At 61.5% G+C, this 15,499-nt stretch carries 14 protein-coding genes; 13 read left to right on the top strand and 1 reads right to left on the bottom strand.

What is annotated here, in order from left to right:
* The first annotated feature begins 44 nt into the window (after positions 1–44).
* Together thiC and cytX are read left to right on the top strand one after the other, a co-directional pair.
* Complete coding sequence (gene thiC, locus Q8K09_RS18375) at positions 45–1,940, top strand: phosphomethylpyrimidine synthase ThiC (protein ID WP_305256435.1); 1,896 nt, start codon at positions 45–47, stop codon at positions 1,938–1,940.
* Between the two features lie 67 nt (positions 1,941–2,007).
* Positions 2,008–3,297 (top strand): putative hydroxymethylpyrimidine transporter CytX, encoded by a 1,290-nt coding sequence (cytX, locus tag Q8K09_RS18370; RefSeq protein WP_305256434.1) that lies wholly within the window; start codon positions 2,008–2,010, stop codon positions 3,295–3,297.
* Here the strand turns inward: cytX and Q8K09_RS18365 are convergent.
* Complete coding sequence (locus Q8K09_RS18365) at positions 3,266–4,006, bottom strand: RsiV family protein (protein WP_305256433.1); 741 nt, start codon at positions 4,004–4,006, stop codon at positions 3,266–3,268. The two genes, cytX and Q8K09_RS18365, sit on opposite strands and share 32 nt — an antisense overlap.
* A 195-nt stretch (positions 4,007–4,201) precedes the next feature.
* On the opposite strand from Q8K09_RS18365, the gene Q8K09_RS18360 reads away from it, so the two are divergent.
* The 11 genes from Q8K09_RS18360 to Q8K09_RS18310 all read left to right on the top strand — a co-directional run bounded on the left by Q8K09_RS18360 (position 4,202) and on the right by Q8K09_RS18310 (position 15,494).
* Positions 4,202–4,819: an NUDIX domain-containing protein gene (locus tag Q8K09_RS18360; RefSeq protein WP_305256432.1), complete on the top strand. Its 618-nt coding sequence runs from the start codon at positions 4,202–4,204 to the stop codon at positions 4,817–4,819.
* Positions 4,810–5,262, top strand: coding sequence for a DUF1249 domain-containing protein (locus tag Q8K09_RS18355; RefSeq protein ID WP_305256431.1), 453 nt, complete (start codon positions 4,810–4,812; stop codon positions 5,260–5,262). Before Q8K09_RS18360 ends, Q8K09_RS18355 begins: the two co-directional genes overlap by 10 nt.
* 153 nt (positions 5,263–5,415) lie before the next feature.
* Positions 5,416–6,231 (top strand): 3',5'-cyclic-AMP phosphodiesterase, encoded by an 816-nt coding sequence (cpdA, locus tag Q8K09_RS18350; protein ID WP_305256430.1) that lies wholly within the window; start codon positions 5,416–5,418, stop codon positions 6,229–6,231.
* A 90-nt stretch (positions 6,232–6,321) separates the two neighbouring features.
* Complete coding sequence (locus tag Q8K09_RS18345) at positions 6,322–6,930, top strand: YqiA/YcfP family alpha/beta fold hydrolase (RefSeq protein ID WP_305256428.1); 609 nt, start codon at positions 6,322–6,324, stop codon at positions 6,928–6,930.
* Positions 6,931–6,947: 17 nt separating this feature from the next.
* Entirely contained in the window at positions 6,948–8,837 is a 1,890-nt protein-coding gene (parE, locus tag Q8K09_RS18340; protein WP_305256427.1) for a DNA topoisomerase IV subunit B, read from the top strand.
* On the top strand, positions 8,837–9,823 hold the full coding sequence (locus Q8K09_RS18335; protein WP_305256426.1) for an esterase-like activity of phytase family protein: 987 nt from the start codon (positions 8,837–8,839) through the stop codon (positions 9,821–9,823). The genes parE and Q8K09_RS18335 overlap by 1 nt, the downstream gene beginning before the upstream one ends.
* Complete coding sequence (locus Q8K09_RS18330; RefSeq protein ID WP_305256424.1) at positions 9,820–10,347, top strand: TIGR02281 family clan AA aspartic protease; 528 nt, start codon at positions 9,820–9,822, stop codon at positions 10,345–10,347. Before Q8K09_RS18335 ends, Q8K09_RS18330 begins: the two co-directional genes overlap by 4 nt.
* A gap of 20 nt (positions 10,348–10,367) precedes the next feature.
* Positions 10,368–12,617, top strand: a complete 2,250-nt coding sequence (gene parC / locus Q8K09_RS18325; RefSeq protein ID WP_305256422.1) for a DNA topoisomerase IV subunit A — start codon at positions 10,368–10,370, stop codon at positions 12,615–12,617.
* A gap of 24 nt (positions 12,618–12,641) precedes the next feature.
* Positions 12,642–13,772 (top strand): ABC transporter permease, encoded by a 1,131-nt coding sequence (locus Q8K09_RS18320; RefSeq protein ID WP_305256421.1) that lies wholly within the window; start codon positions 12,642–12,644, stop codon positions 13,770–13,772.
* Position 13,773: 1 nt separating this feature from the next.
* Positions 13,774–14,544 carry an ABC transporter ATP-binding protein gene (locus tag Q8K09_RS18315; protein ID WP_305256420.1) on the top strand — a complete coding sequence of 257 codons (771 nt, stop codon included), beginning with the start codon at positions 13,774–13,776 and terminating at the stop codon, positions 14,542–14,544.
* Positions 14,541–15,494: an MlaD family protein gene (locus Q8K09_RS18310; RefSeq protein WP_305256419.1), complete on the top strand. Its 954-nt coding sequence runs from the start codon at positions 14,541–14,543 to the stop codon at positions 15,492–15,494. Before Q8K09_RS18315 ends, Q8K09_RS18310 begins: the two co-directional genes overlap by 4 nt.
* Positions 15,495–15,499 lie beyond the last annotated feature (5 nt).

The raw sequence follows: 15,499 nt of genomic DNA, 5'->3' as shown, positions 1-15,499 counted from the left end.
CTCCAGGTTCGCTCCGACATTTCGTCCCAGGAGAGCACCAGCCGATGAGCACACAACAACAAAACAACAGCCTGAAGAACCTCAGTGAAAGTGCTGAAGTCGACCAGCAGTCGATCCAGCCATTTCCGCGCTCGCAGAAAATCTACGTGCAAGGCTCGCGTCCAGACATCCGCGTACCAATGCGTGAGATCAGTCTCGACATCACCCCGACCGAGTTCGGTGGTGAAATCAATGCGCCGGTGCTGATCTACGACACCTCCGGCCCCTATACCGATCCTGCCGTGACCATCGATGTGCGTCAGGGCTTGGGCGATGTGCGTTCGGCCTGGATCGACGACCGTGGTGACACCGAATTGCTCGACGGCCTGTCGTCGCACTTCGGCCAGGAACGCCTGGTCAATCCCGAGTTGACCAAGATGCGCTTCGCCCATGTGCGCAACCCGCGTCGGGCCAAGGCTGGCAAGAACGTCAGCCAGATGCACTACGCGCGTCAGGGCATCATCACCGCGGAGATGGAATACGTCGCGCTCCGCGAGAATCTCAAGCTGGAGGAGGCTCGTGCTGCCGGCCTGCTCGACCAGCAACACGCTGGCCAGAGCTTCGGCGCCAGTGTGCCCAAGCAGATCACCGCCGAGTTCGTCCGCGATGAAATCGCCCGCGGCCGCGCCATCATCCCTGCCAACATCAACCACACCGAGCTGGAGCCGATGATCATCGGCCGCAACTTTTTGGTGAAGATCAACGGCAACATCGGCAACTCGGCGCTGGGCTCCTCGATCGAGGAAGAAGTGGCCAAGTTGACCTGGGGCATCCGTTGGGGTTCGGACACGGTGATGGACCTGTCCACCGGCAAGCACATTCACGAAACCCGCGAGTGGATCATCCGCAACTCGCCGGTGCCGATCGGTACCGTGCCAATCTACCAGGCGCTGGAGAAGGTCAACGGCGTGGCCGAAGACCTGACCTGGGAGCTGTTCCGCGACACCCTGATCGAGCAGGCTGAGCAGGGCGTCGATTACTTCACCATCCACGCCGGCGTGCTACTGCGTTATGTGCCGCTGACCGCCAAGCGGGTTACCGGTATCGTCAGCCGTGGCGGCTCGATCATGGCCAAGTGGTGCCTGGCCCATCACCAGGAAAACTTCCTCTACACCCACTTCGAAGACATCTGCGAAATCATGAAGGCCTACGACGTCAGCTTCTCGCTGGGTGACGGCCTGCGCCCGGGTTCGATTGCCGACGCCAATGACGCTGCGCAGTTTGGCGAGCTGGAAACCCTCGGCGAGCTGACCAAGATCGCCTGGAAACATGACGTGCAAACCATGATCGAAGGCCCTGGCCATGTGCCGATGCAGCTGATCAAGGAGAACATGGACAAGCAGCTCGAATGCTGCGACGAGGCGCCGTTCTACACCCTCGGCCCGCTGACCACCGACATCGCCCCTGGCTACGACCACATCACCAGCGGTATCGGTGCGGCGATGATTGGCTGGTTCTGCTGCGCCATGCTCTGCTACGTCACGCCCAAGGAACACCTGGGCCTGCCGAACAAGGATGACGTGAAAACCGGGATCATCACCTACAAGATCGCTGCCCACGCCGCTGACTTGGCCAAGGGTCATCCGGGCGCGCAGATCCGCGACAACGCGCTGAGCAAGGCGCGTTTCGAGTTCCGCTGGGAAGACCAGTTCAACCTCGGCCTGGACCCTGACACCGCACGCAGCTACCACGACGAGACCCTGCCCAAGGACTCGGCCAAGGTCGCGCACTTCTGCTCCATGTGCGGGCCGAAGTTTTGCTCGATGAAGATTACCCAGGAAGTACGCGATTACGCCAAGATTCATGGCCTTACCGATGAGCAGAAGGCCATCGAGGCCGGGTTCGCCGAGCAATCCGGGCGCTTCAAGGATGAAGGGTCGGTGATCTACAAGCAGGTCTGACGCGTTACCCGACGCCAGGAGCTTGCTCCTGGCGTTGCCCATTAAGTTCTTTGAGACTTTACTGATTGTGAATATCCCTACTAGCTATTCGCCGCATTTGCCGGTGTCAATCGGGCAGCGTGTGTTTGGCGCGCGTGACATGTTTTCCCTGTGGTTTTCCCTGGGGATCGGCCTGATGGTGCTGCAGCTTGGTGCCTTGCTGGCGCCGGGTTTGGGCATGAGCGGGGCACTGCTGGCGATTGCCTGTGGTACGGCTGTCGGGGTGTTGTTGTTGGGTTCGGTCGCGGTGATTGGCACCGATACCGGACTGTCGTCCATGGCGGCGCTGAGGCTCAGCCTGGGCAGCAAGGGGGTCGTGGTACCGGCCTTGCTCAATCTTTTGCAACTGGTCGGCTGGGGCGCATTCGAGATCATCGTCATGCGCGATGCCGCCAGTGTGTTGGCGGTGCGCGCTTTTGGCGAAGGCAGCATGTGGAACAGTCCAGGCCTGTGGACCCTGTTTTTTGGCGGGCTTGCGACCCTGCTGGCGGTGGCTGGCCCACTGACCTTCGTGCGGCGTATTTTGCGTAAATGGGGGATCTGGCTGCTGCTCGGTGCCTGCCTTTGGTTGACCTGGAACCTGTTCGACAAGGCCGATCTCGCCGCGCTATGGGCGCGCACTGGCGACGGTTCGATGCCGTTTGCCCTGGGCTTTGACATTGCGATTGCCATGCCGCTGTCCTGGCTGCCACTGATAGCCGATTACTCGCGTTTTGGTAAGGCGGCTGGTCGGGTGTTCGGTGGCACCGCAGTGGGATTTTTCGTGGGTAACTTCTGGTTGATGAGCCTGGGCGTGGCTTACACCCTGGCCTTTGCCTCCAACGAAGAAGTCAATGCCCTGTTGTTGGCTTTGGCGGGTGCCGGCTTGGGTATTCCGTTGCTGCTGATCCTGCTCGATGAGTCGGAAAACGCCTTTGCCGACATCCATTCGGCCGCGGTCTCGGTCGGTATTCTGCTGCCGTTCAAGGTCGCGCTGCTGGCGCTGGTCATCGGTGCGCTGTGCACCCTGATCGCCTGGTTTGCGCCGCTAGCCGAGTACCAGAACTTCCTGTTGTTGATCGGCTCGGTGTTCGCTCCACTATTCGGTGTGGTGCTGGTCGATCACTTCATCTTGCGCCGCCGCCGTGCGGAGCTGGCGCCGCGCGTGGCGTTGCGCTGGGATACCCTGCTGGCCTGGGCTTGCGGCGCCATCATCTACCATCTGTTGGCGAATTTCTGGCCCGAGATCGGTGCGACCCTGCCTGCTCTGTTGTTGGCCGGCGTGCTGCAGTTGGTCTTCGGCACCTTCAGTCGTGGGCGGGAACGTATTGCGGTTTGAGGATGCCTTGCAGCTGACTGTAAGGAATCGTTAGTTGCGGATGTCCGCTGGCGTAGGGCGCAATGCTGTAGACGTTGTATTTCAGCAGCACCGCGGCTTTGCCGAACGCAACGTTGTCGGTGCGCTCGAACGGCCAGCTGCTGACGAACTCGGGGTCTTGATCCAGCTGGTTGGCGGTCAGCCAGCCGGCGTGGGCTTGCTCGGCGAGGTTCCAGAATGCGGCTGCCTGGCCGGGTAGCAGCATGTCCTGCAGGCTAAGCGCTTTTTCCAGCGTGCGATCGTAGTTGATGAAGCCGCGACCAGGCATACCGTGTGCCCCGCCGGTGGACAGGTAGCTGGAGAATTCGATGATCACCAGTTGATCATGTTGCTCGCGCACCTTGGCTTGCAGGTAAGTGTGCCAGCCGTGCTTGGCGCTGTGCAGGAAGTCTTTTTCGTAGGACCTCAGCGAGGCAGGCAGCGGTGTGTCCGGCGTGTTGTTGGTCATCTGTAGCAGGCGCCGTTCGATCAACGCACTGAGCTGCGGCTCGTCGGGAAAAATCAGTGTATCGATATTCACCAACGGGCAGGTGTCGCCCGCACAGCCGGGTTGAATACTCTCCCAGGCGACACGTTGTACCGGCAGCGCACTATCGCCTGGGAGCAGGTTCTGACAGGCGCCGAGGAACAGGCTGAGGCTGACTACGACGATTTTTTTACGTGGAGACATTGAGTTCTGTGCCCGGCGGAGAGAGGGTAGGGGTGATTGGGTTGGACTGTCTGTTATCCCAGTGGTTCGCCGGGTCGCCAGTGCAGCAACACGGCATGATCCCAGTCAGCGCCTAATCTGCAAAGAGGCTGCGCAAGGCGGGATGCCGCGGTAGGATGCGCGAAAGCCCAGATTATCGGATTGAGTGAGACGTGTATGACCGACACCCTTAAACCAGGCCCGGATGCAGTGCAGATTCTCGAGCGAGAAGCCTGCTTTCGCGGATTTTATAGCCTCGACCGCTTGCGTCTGCGCCATCTGCAGTTTTCTGGCGAAATGGGTCCAGTGCTCAGTCGTGAGTTGTTTATCCGCCACGATGCGGTGTGCGTGCTGCCCTATGACCCGCAGCGTGATGAAGTGGTATTGATTGAGCAGTTTCGCGTTGGCGCCATGGGCAAATCCGCCAGCCCCTGGCTGCTGGAGCTGGTCGCCGGGCTGATCGATACCGATGAGCAGCCGGAGGAAGTGGCGCTGCGTGAGGCGGTGGAGGAGGCCAACCTGGCTCTCACGTCACTGTGGCCGATTACCGAATATTTTCCTTCGCCCGGTGGTTCGGACGAGCGCGTCTATTTGTACCTCGGTCGTTGCAGCAGTCAGGGTGCCGGGGGCGTGCATGGTTTGGCCGAGGAGGGTGAGGACATCCGGGTACATGTGCTGGCGCTGGAAGATGCCCTGGATGCGGTCAAGGATGGGCGCATCAACAATGCTGCGAGCATTATCGCCCTGCAGTGGCTGGCGTTGAACCGCGCCGAGATTAGGGGGTTATGGTCGTGAACCTGTTGCGTGATCGTTATCGGGTTGACTTGATCGAGCTGCAGGCAGCTTGCGAAGCCAACTATGCACGCTTGATGCGCCTGCTGCCGGATATGCGCGAGGTGTCGTGTGCGCGGCGGGTCGCGCTGAGTCAGGGTGAACGCCTGCTTGGCGTGCTGACTCTCGAAGTGCTGGAAACCTGCCCCTACACCTCCACCGTGCGGGTGCGTCAGGAACACAGCCTGCCCTGGCTGCCGGTACCGCAACTGGAAGTGCGGGTTTACCACGATGCGCGCATGGCCGAGGTGATCGGCGCGCAAAACGCCCGGCGTTTTCGCAGCATCTATCCGTATCCGAACGCAGCCATGTATCAGCCTGATGAGAAATCTCAGCTCAATCTTTTTCTCGGCGAATGGCTGAGTCATTGCCTGGCCTGCGGGCATGAGTTGGAACCGGTATTTTGAGTTCAAGCGCTCAGCCATAAGCGTCACGAAGTATCCTCAGCACGTCATGCCGGCGGCGGACATCTGCTTTTATGTGACACATGTCCACTTCGCGGGTTTACCACCGCCCTGGCTACCCAGCATAATTCATTGATTCTGCTCAAGGAGACGGCCTTGCCGAGCGAGCTCAATTCCGCTGCTGATTCCTCGGTCCTGCTGGTGCAGCTGTCCGACAGTCATTTATTTGCCGAGGCGGCCGGCAAGCTGTTGGGGCTGGATACTCAGGACAGTCTGCAGCAAGTCATCGAGCGGGTGCTGCAAGAGCAGCCGCAGATCGATCTGATGCTCGCCAGCGGCGATCTTTCGCAAGACGGCAGCCTGGCGTCCTACCAGCGTTTTCGGCAGATGACCGAGGTGCTTGCAGCGCCGGCACGCTGGTTCCCTGGCAACCACGACGACGTCCCATCCATGCAGGCTGCCTGTCGAGGCAGCGATTTGCTGGAGCCGGTGATCGACGTCGGTAATTGGCGGGTCATTCTGCTCGACTCTTCGATTCCTGGTGCAGTGCCAGGTTATCTCGATCCGCACCAACTGGCCTTGCTGGAGCGCGCCCTTACCGAAGCGCCAGAGCGGCATCACTTGATCTGCCTGCATCATCACCCCGTGTCTATTGGCTGCCGCTGGATGGAACCCATAGGCTTGCGCAATCCCGATGCGCTATTCGCCGTGCTGGAGTGCTTCAGTCAGGTGCGCGCGGTGCTCTGGGGGCATATCCATCAGGAATTTGATCAAGTACACAACGACGTGCGCCTGCTGGCGTCGCCTTCCACCTGCGTGCAGTTCGCCCCCGGCAGTGAAGAGTTCCAGGTCGACACCACTGCGCCAGGCTACCGCTGGTTGCGCTTGCACGCCGACGGCCGCCTGGAAACCGGGGTGTCGCGGGTGACCGGGATCGAGTTTGAGGTGGATTACACGGTAAAGGGTTATTAGTCGCTACAGGCCTAAAGTGAACAATGCTGCAGCATGCTTACATACTTGCAGCTTGCAGCCGGATGCTTGGCACTAGTAGCCTCCCGCTCTATGACTGCATCTATTCTCTATCTCCACGGCCTCAACAGCTCGCCCGCTTCGCTCAAGGCGAGCCAGTTGTCGCGCGCCATGACACGCCTTGGTCTGGATGCGCGCCTGCGGGTGCCTGCTCTGGATCATCATCCGCGCCAGGCTATCGCCCAGATCGAGGCGCTGATCGCCGAACTCGGCCGGCCTGTGCTGGTCGGCAGCTCCTTGGGCGGCTACTATGCGACCCACTTGGCTGAGCGCCATGGCCTGCAGGCGCTGTTGATCAATCCGGCGGTGCGTCCGCACCTGCGTTTCGATGGCTACCTGGGTGCGCAACACAACTATTACAGCGGTGAAACCTGGGAACTGACTGCCGATCATGTGCAGGCCCTGGCCGAGCTGGACGTGCCTGCGCCGCAAGCCTGCGCGCGTTACCAGGTGTGGTTGCAGACCGCTGACGAAACCCTCGATTACCGTGATGCCCAAGCCTATTACCGCGCTTGCGCGTTGCGTATTCAGGCCGGTGGTGATCATGGTTTTCAGGGGTTTGCCGCGCGCTTGCCAATGCTCTTTGCCTTCGCCGGTATACCCGTCCAGTTGTGGCGCGATACCGACTTTTCCGACCTTTAATAACCACCAGAGACCCCATGGCCAGTTACAACGCAGACGCCATCGAAGTCCTTTCCGGTCTGGATCCGGTGCGCAAGCGCCCGGGCATGTACACCGATACCAGTCGCCCCAACCACCTGGCCCAGGAAGTCATCGACAACAGTGTCGATGAAGCCTTGGCTGGGCACGCCCGCTCGATTCAGGTGATTCTCCACGAGGACAGTTCCCTGGAAGTTACCGACGACGGTCGTGGCATGCCGGTGGATATTCATCCCGAGGAGGGGGTCTCGGGGGTTGAGCTGATCCTCACCAAGCTGCACGCCGGTGGCAAGTTCTCCAATAAAAACTACCAGTTCTCCGGTGGCTTGCACGGCGTCGGGATCTCCGTGGTCAACGCCCTGTCGACTCGCGTCGAGGTGCGGGTCAAGCGCGATGGCAGCGAATACCGCATGACTTTTGCCGACGGCTTCAAAGCCAGCGATCTGGAAGTGATCGGTACGGTCGGCAAGCGCAACACCGGTACCAGCGTGCATTTTTGGGCCGATACCAAGTATTTCGACTCGCCCAAGTATTCGGTCAGCCGCCTCAAGCATGTGCTCAAGGCCAAGGCCGTGCTCTGTCCGGGGTTGCACGTCAGCTTCGAGGACAAGGCCAGTGGCGAGCGGGTCGAGTGGCTCTACGAGCAGGGGTTGCGCTCCTATCTGGTGGATGCGGTCAGCGAGTTCGAGCGCCTGCCGCTTGAGCCGTTCTGCGGCAGCCTGAGTGGCAATAAGGAAGCGGTCGACTGGGCGCTGTTGTGGCTGCCTGAGGGCGGCGATACGGTACAGGAAAGCTACGTAAACCTGATCCCCACAGCTCAGGGCGGCACCCATGTCAACGGTCTTCGTCAGGGCTTGCTGGACGCCATGCGCGAGTTCTGCGAGTTCCGCAGTCTGCTGCCGCGTGGGGTCAAGCTGGCGCCGGACGATATCTGGGAGCGCATCGCCTTCGTACTCTCGACCAAGATGCAGGATGCACAATTCTCCGGCCAGACCAAGGAGCGCCTGTCCTCGCGTGAGGCTGCTGCCTTCGTCTCCGGAGTGGTCAAGGACGCCTTCAGCCTGTGGCTCAACGCCAATCCTGAGCTCGGCCAGCAGCTTGCCGAGCTGGCGATCAGCAACGCCAATCGTCGCCTCAAGGCCGGCAAGAAAGTCGAGCGCAAGCGCATCACTCAGGGCCCGGCATTGCCCGGCAAGCTGGCTGATTGCGCGGGTCAGGATCCAATGCGTTCGGAGCTGTTCTTGGTAGAAGGCGACTCCGCCGGCGGCAGCGCCAAGCAGGCGCGCGACAAGGAGTTTCAGGCGATCCTGCCGTTGCGCGGCAAGATCCTCAATACCTGGGAAGTGGATGTTGGCGAAGTGCTGGCGTCCCAAGAAGTACACAACATCGCCGTGGCCATTGGCATCGACCCCGGCTCCAATGACCTCACTCAGTTACGCTACGGCAAGATCTGCATCCTCGCCGACGCCGATTCCGATGGTCTGCACATCGCCACGTTGCTGTGTGCACTGTTTGTCCAGCATTTTCGTCCGCTGGTGGATGCCGGGCATATTTACGTGGCCATGCCGCCGCTGTACCGCATTGACCTGGGCAAGGAGATTTTCTATGCCCTGGATGACGCCGAGCGCGACGGCATACTTGATCGCTTGGTCGCCGAGAAGCGCCGCGGCAAGCCGCAGGTCACCCGCTTCAAGGGCCTTGGCGAGATGAACCCGCCACAGTTGCGCGAAACCACCATGGATCCCAATACCCGGCGTCTGGTGCAACTGACCCTAGAGGATTATCCCGGCACCCAGGAGCTTATGGACATGTTGTTGGCCAAGAAACGCGCGAGTGACCGCAAGTCCTGGCTGGAGTCCAAGGGCAACCTGGCTGAGGTGCTGCTTTGATGCGGCGCTTGGCGGTTGCCCTGTTGCTGGTCGCCACGCCAGTGCTGGCGGAGCCTCAGGTACTCGAAGAGCTGAAACTGCTCAGCGAGCACCCGGTTGATGGGATCGCCGCGGGCAACCTGTCAGGGCTCGCCTGGTGTGGCGATGCGCTCTGGGCCGTCTCGGATCGTGAGGATGACCGCCTGTATCGTTTGGTTGCCGGTGCCTCCGCTTGGCAGGCCGAAGCCGAACATTTTGTCGCGCCGCCCTCACCCTCGACACCGTTGCCTTGGGGCTTGCGCATGCGTACCTGGGTATCAGGCCTGGTGCGTGGCGGTAATCTGGATTTCGAAGGCTTGTCCTGCGATGCCGTCGGCAACCGCTACCTGGTCAGCGAGGCACGCGCCGCCGTATTGCAGGTACCTCCTACAGGGGCGCCGCAATGGTTGCTGCTGCCAGACTCTATGGTGCGCCAGGCACGTGCCAGCGGCATGCTCTGGCACTTCAACGCGCTGCTCGAAGGCGTAGCGGTCGATCCTGCTGGCGAGCGCCTGTGGTTGGCGGCCGAGCGCCAGCGCCGTGGTTTGCTGGTGTTGCACAAGCGCGGTTCGAACTGGCGCTGCGCCGGTGGTTGTGTGCTGATGAGCGAAGGCGGTACCGAGCCATCGCCGCCGCAACGGGGCAGTGAGCTGCGCGCGCGAGACTTTTCCGGGCTGGCCTTTCACAATGAAAAACTCTTCACTCTAGAGCGTCAGGCCCATCGCATCTGCCGGCGCAAGCTGAGTGATGGTGAGGTCGAGCGCTGCTGGTCGTTCGCCGCTGAAGCCTTGACCGATGACCGGCGTTATCCGTCATCGTCTTATGGCTTGGCTGAAGCGCTGTGGGTCGATGAGCAGGGCGCCTGGGTTGGTAGCGACAATGGCCCGCACATCCGTGCAGACGGCGAGCAGCGGCCGGTAGTCTGGCGTTTCGCTGCTCCCAAGGGCGGCTGGGGACGCACCCGGTGAGTACGCAGGCGCCGGGTCGCCGGGTCGGACGGGTAATGCTGGTGATGACCTGGGCTGCCGCGCTGCTGCTGGCTACGCACTTCTTTGGCAAATGGGAGGCGCGGCGCGACAACCCGAATCAGGCGCCACAGTCGGTGCAGGGTGAGGACTACATCGAGGTGCGCTTGCTCAGCAGTCGCGGCGGGCATTACCTGTTGGATGGCCAGATCAACGGCAGCACCGTGACCTTGCTGCTCGATACAGGTGCTACCGCAGTCGCCGTACCTGCAGCCCTGGCCGAACGCCTCGGCCTGCAGCGCGGTGCGCCGGTGCAGGTCCGTACTGCCAATGGCACCGCGGTCGGCTACCGTACCCAGCTGGCCAGCCTACGCCTTGGCGAGATAGTGCTGCGTGACGTTGCCGCGCTGATCACGCCGGGCATGGAAGGCGCTGAGGTGCTGCTCGGCATGAGCGCCCTGAAACAACTCGAATTTACTCAGCGCGACGGCACCCTGGTGCTGCGCCAGACGACTTCGCTTCACTAATTTTTTACCATGAGGCACGCATGAGCGAACCCCTCGATTTGAGCCTGGATGGTGTTGAGCGCCGTTCCCTTGCCGACTTCACCGAGCAGGCTTATCTCAACTATTCGATGTACGTGATCATGGATCGCGCGCTGCCGCATATCGGTGACGGTCTCAAACCAGTGCAGCGGCGGATCATTTACGCCATGAGCGAACTGGGCCTGGACGCTGACTCCAAGCACAAGAAGTCGGCGCGTACCGTCGGCGACGTGCTGGGCAAGTTCCACCCGCACGGCGACTCGGCCTGTTACGAAGCCATGGTGTTGATGGCGCAACCGTTCAGCTACCGCTACACCCTGGTCGATGGCCAGGGCAACTGGGGTGCGCCTGACGATCCCAAATCGTTCGCCGCCATGCGCTATACCGAGGCGCGCCTGTCGCGTTACGCCGAGGTGCTGCTGAGCGAGTTGGGGCAGGGGACTGTGGACTGGGTGCCGAACTTCGACGGCACCCTCGACGAACCAGCGACCTTGCCCGCGCGCTTGCCCAATATTCTGTTGAATGGCACCACCGGCATCGCCGTGGGCATGGCCACCGACGTGCCGCCGCATAACCTGCGCGAAGTGGCGTCGGCCTGTATCCGTCTGCTCGATCAGCCTGACGCGACGGTCGAACAGTTGTGTGAACACGTGCTCGGCCCGGATTACCCGACCGAGGCGGAAATCATCACGCCACGCGCCGATTTGCTGAAGATCTACGAAACCGGCAAGGGCTCGGTGCGCATGCGCGCCGTGTACCGCATCGAGGATGGTGACATTGTGGTCACCGCGCTGCCGCATCAGGTTTCAGGGGCCAAGGTACTGGAGCAGATCGCTGCGCAGATGCAGGCGAAGAAGCTGCCGATGGTCGCCGACCTACGTGACGAGTCCGACCACGAACACCCGTGCCGCATCGTCATCATTCCGCGTTCCAACCGAGTCGATGCCGACGAACTGATGACCCATCTGTTCGCCACCACCGAGCTGGAATCCAGCTACCGGGTCAATACCAACGTCATCGGCCTGGACGGTAAACCCTCGGTCAAGAACCTGCGCCAGTTGTTGCGCGAATGGCTGGAATATCGGGTGGGCACCGTGCGCCGGCGTCTGCAGTTCCGCCTGGATAAGGTCGAGCATCGCCTGCACCTGTTGGAAGGTCGTTTGATCGCGTTCCTCAACCTGGATGAAGTGATTCATATCATCCGTACCGAGGAGCAGCCCAAGCCGGTGCTGATGGCGCGTTTCGGCCTCACGGATATTCAGGCTGAATACATTCTGGAAACCCGTCTGCGCCAACTGGCGCGGCTGGAAGAGATGCAGATTCGCGGCGAGCAGGACGCCCTGGCCAAGGAACGCGCCAAGTTGCTGACCCTGCTCGGCAGCGAAGCCAAGCTGAAGAAGCTGGTGCGCCAGGAAATCCTCGACGATGCCGAGAAATACGGCGACGACCGTCGCTCGCCGATCGTCTCCCGCGCTGAGGCCAAGGCGCTCTCGGAAACCGAGTTGCTGCCTACCGAACCGGTCACCGTGGTGATCTCTGAGAAAGGCTGGGTGCGTTGCGGCAAGGGGCATGACATCGACGCTACCGGTCTGTCATACAAGGCCGGCGACGGCTTCAAGACTGCCGCGCCGGGGCGTTCGAATCAGTACGCGGTATTTATCGACTCGACCGGGCGCAGCTACTCGCTGGCGGCGCACTCGTTACCATCGGCGCGTGGCCAGGGTGAGCCGCTGACCGGACGTCTGACCCCGCCGCCAGGGGCGACATTTGAGTGCGTGCTGTTGCCGGACGACAGTGCACTTTTTGTGATTGCCTCGGATGCCGGCTACGGCTTCGTGGTCAAGGGCGAGGATCTGCAAACCAAAAACAAGGCCGGCAAGGCGTTGCTCAGCTTGCCGCCAGGCGCCAAGGTGCTGGCGCCCAAGCCGTTGTCCAGTCGTGAGCAGGACTGGTTGGCTGCCGTGACCACCGAAGGGCGGTTGCTGCTGTTCCCGGTTCGCGACCTGCCGCAACTGGGCAAGGGCAAGGGCAACAAAATCATCGGCATTCCCGGTGAGCGGGTCGCTAGTCGTGAGGAATACCTCACCGATCTGGTGGTGCTACCCAGCGGCGCGACCTTGGTGTTGCAGGCGGGCAAGCGTACCTTGTCGCTCAAGGCGGATGACCTGGAGCACTACAAGGGTGAGCGGGGGCGGCGTGGCAACAAGCTGCCGCGTGGTTTTCAACGGGTCGATGCGCTGCTGGTGGAGTAGCAGGGCTAACGGATGGAGATCGGGATGGATAAGGGCGAGCAGGACGCAGGGTTGCAATGGTCACTAGAGGATGGCCGGCCGGCGCGTCTGTGCGTGGGCGGCGCCTGGTTGCTACACGTGGCCAAGCCCGATCTTGAAGCCGTCTGGTACAGCCAGCGGCAACTGCCCGCGCAGGTTCAGGTGGATGTCGCCGTAGCGGCCTGGGACAGTAGCCTGCTAGCACTGCTGCGCCGCTTGCAGCGCCTGGCCGTGGCGCAGGACGTGGAGCTGCGCTGGCAAGGTTTGCCGGATGGTGTCGAGCGGCTGTTACAGATGGCTGCCAAGCCGTCTACCCAGGCCCAGCAGAAGCCTCCACCTGTTTATGGTCCAGTGGGTCGCCTGGGGCTGCTGGTGCTCGGGGTGCTGGCCAGTATCAGCCAGGCTTGTCGTTTCGTCGGGGAAGTGGTGCTGGCCCTAGGGCGCCAGCTGCGGGGGCGCGGGCGCATGCGCCGCAGTGATTTCTGGCTGGCCCTGCAGCAGTGCGGGCCGGGCGCGCTGCCGATCGTGGCATTGATTGCCATTCTGGTCGGCCTGATTCTGGCGTTCGTCGGCGCCGCCCAGCTGGAAGCCTTCGGCGCCCAACTGTACATCGCCAACATGGTGGCTATCGGCATGACCCGCGAGATGGGCGCGCTGATGACCGCAGTCATCATGGCTGGACGCACCGGCGCGGCCTACGCGGCGGAGTTGGGCAGCATGCAGGCCAACGAGGAAATCGATGCGCTGAAGACCTTCGGTTTTCCACCGCTGGAGTTTCTTGTTCTGCCGCGACTGCTGGCGTTGTTGGTAAGCATGCCAATTCTCTGTGTGTTCGCCGATGCCCTCGGTATTCTCGGCGGCTTCATCATCGGCTCCGGTCTGTTCGATATTTCCGCGCAGCTCTACCTCAAGCAGAGCCTGGAGATGCTCAGCCTCAGCGATTTTCTGGTGGGGATCGGCAAGAGCCTGGTGTTTGCCGTGCTGATCGGCCTGATCGGTTGTCACTACGGTCTGGCTTGCGGACGCAACGCCCAGGCAGTTGGTCAGGCAACCACTCGCGCGGTAGTCAGTATCATCGTGGCGCTGGTGGTCAGTGATGCCCTGATCACCCTGATTTGCACCCGGCTGGGGGTCTGATATGAGCGATGCGCTATTGGTCGCCGAAGATCTCAGTGCCGGGTACGGCAGCCTGGTGATCCAGCATGACCTGAATTTCTCCATCCGCCCGGGCGAGGTGTTTGTCATCATGGGTGGCAGCGGCTGTGGCAAAAGCACCCTGTTGCGCCATCTGATCGGTCTGCAGGCGCCACTGGCCGGGCGTGTGCTGTTCAAGGGGGAGGACTTCTGGGCGGGCGACGAGGACCGTCGTGCCGCCTTGCAGCAGCAGTTCGGCGTGCTCTATCAGAATGGCGCCCTGTGGGGGTCGATGACCCTGCGCGAGAATATCTGCCTGCCGCTGGCCGCCTATCGCCAGCACTTGCAGCCGGCCGAGCTGGTCGAACTGGCGGCGTTGAAGCTGGCGCTGGTTGGGCTGGCGGGTTGCGATGAGCTGTATCCGGCGCAACTGTCCGGTGGTATGCGCAAGCGCGCCGCTTTGGCCCGTGCGTTGGCACTTGATCCGCAGGTATTGTTCTTTGACGAGCCTTCGGCCGGCCTCGATCCGATCAGCTCGCAGTCCCTCGACGAGTTGATCCTGCAGTTGCGTGATAGCCTGGGCTCAAGCATCGTGCTGGTTACCCATGAGCTACCGAGTATTCAGGCAGTGGCCGACACCTGCCTGTTCCTCGACAATCAGACCCATACCCAGATTGCCCTGGGCACCCTGCAGGAATTGCTGGCCGATGGGCCTGAGCAGGTGCAGCGCTTTTTGCGGCGGGGCGAAACAGCTCACCCAATGGAGGCGTCATGAGCGAAGCGCGCAAACCCTTTATGATCGGCGCGTTCCTGCTCGGCGGCCTGGCTCTGTTGGCCGCCGCCCTGTTGCTGCTGTCGCGTGATAGCTGGTTCAGCCAGCCCAGCGAGTATGTGGTGTATTTCACCGGAGCGTTGGATGGCCTGGATGTCGGTGCCGATGTCACCTATCGCGGGGTCAAGGTGGGCATGGTGCGCGAGATTCGCCTGTCCTACGACCGCGAATTAATGGATGTGGTGATGCCGGTTGTCCTGCGCATCAATACACCAGATCAGCAGCAAGAAGGCTCCCGTGGCTTCGACCAGTTTATCGGTCAACTGGTCGAGCGTGGTTTACGTGCTCAGTTGCAGACGCCCAGCCTGTTGACGGGCAAGGCGATAGTCGCGCTGGATATGTTTCCAGAGCAGGCCGGCTATGTGCGCACGGCGCATGAACTGGAGTTGCCGACGATCCCTAGTGTGCCATCGCGTATCGACGAGGTTGCCGATGTGCTGCGTGAGTTAGCTGGCAGCCTGCGCGAATTGCCGTTGCAGGATATGGTCGCCTCGGCCACGCAAACCCTGCAATCGCTGGAGAAACTTACCAGTTCCCCGGAGCTGCAGCAGGGCCTGGTAAGCATGAGTCAGCTGATGGTCAAACTCGATCGCCTGAGTGGACGCCTTGAGCAGCAACTGCCGCCGATCATGGACAATGTTCAGCAAAGCAGTGTTGATCTGCGCGATGCCGTTGGCGAAATACGCCGCACGGCACAGAGTGCGGCGCAGGCATTAGAGCAGGTCAACCAGTTGGCGGTTGAAGGTCGTCGCAGCCTCGGTCCGGAATCCGAGGTACAGTACGAAATGTTGCGCGCCCTGCAGGAACTCAGTCAGGCTGGGAAGGCACTGCAGCGCACGATGGAAGGGCTCGACCAGCAGCCTCAGTCGCTCATATTTGGTAAATCAAGGTAATGTTT

The sequence above is a fragment of the Pseudomonas sp. genome (genome assembly GCF_030683065.1).
Taxonomy (GTDB): Bacteria; Pseudomonadota; Gammaproteobacteria; order Pseudomonadales; family Pseudomonadaceae; genus Aquipseudomonas.
The sequence above is the reverse complement of the archived record's forward strand: the minus strand, read 5'-3'. Positions and strand labels throughout refer to the sequence as shown.